Annotated in this window: 2 rRNA genes; both read right to left on the bottom strand. The window is 53.5% G+C overall.

From position 1 onward, the window contains the following. Nucleotide 1 precedes the first annotated feature (1 nt). Nucleotides 2–114 (bottom strand): 5S ribosomal RNA (rrf, locus tag ACYP5B_RS02870). Nucleotides 115–250: 136 nt separating this feature from the next. Beyond that, nucleotides 251–426 (bottom strand): 23S ribosomal RNA (locus ACYP5B_RS02865); the annotation flags it as partial.

Below are 426 nucleotides of genomic sequence, written 5' to 3'. Positions count from 1 at the left end.
AGCCTGGCGATTACCTACTTTCACACGGGTATCCGCACTATCATCGGCGTGGAGTCGTTTCACGGTCCTGTTCGGGATGGGAAGGGGTGGTTCCAACTCGCTATGGTCACCAGGCATAAACGGTGGCCGCGTTGACTTGGTCAACGCAGCGAATAGGGATGTAGTAAGTAGGTTGCGAGGTATCGGCCAAGCTGCTTTGTTGCTGTCGCAGCGGCACGCGATACTCAACCAGGAGAAACACACTGGTTATAGGATCAAGCCTTACGGGCAATTAGTACTGGTTAGCTTAACGCATTACTGCGCTTCCACACCCAGCCTATCAACGTCCTGGTCTCGAACGACCCTTCAAGGAGCTCAAGGCTCCAGGGAATCCTCATCTTCAGGCGAGTTTCCCGCTTAGATGCTTTCAGCGGTTATCTCTTCCGT

The sequence above is a fragment of the Cupriavidus sp. 8B genome (assembly GCF_054589115.1).
This window is presented reverse-complemented; position numbering and strand designations above follow the sequence as displayed.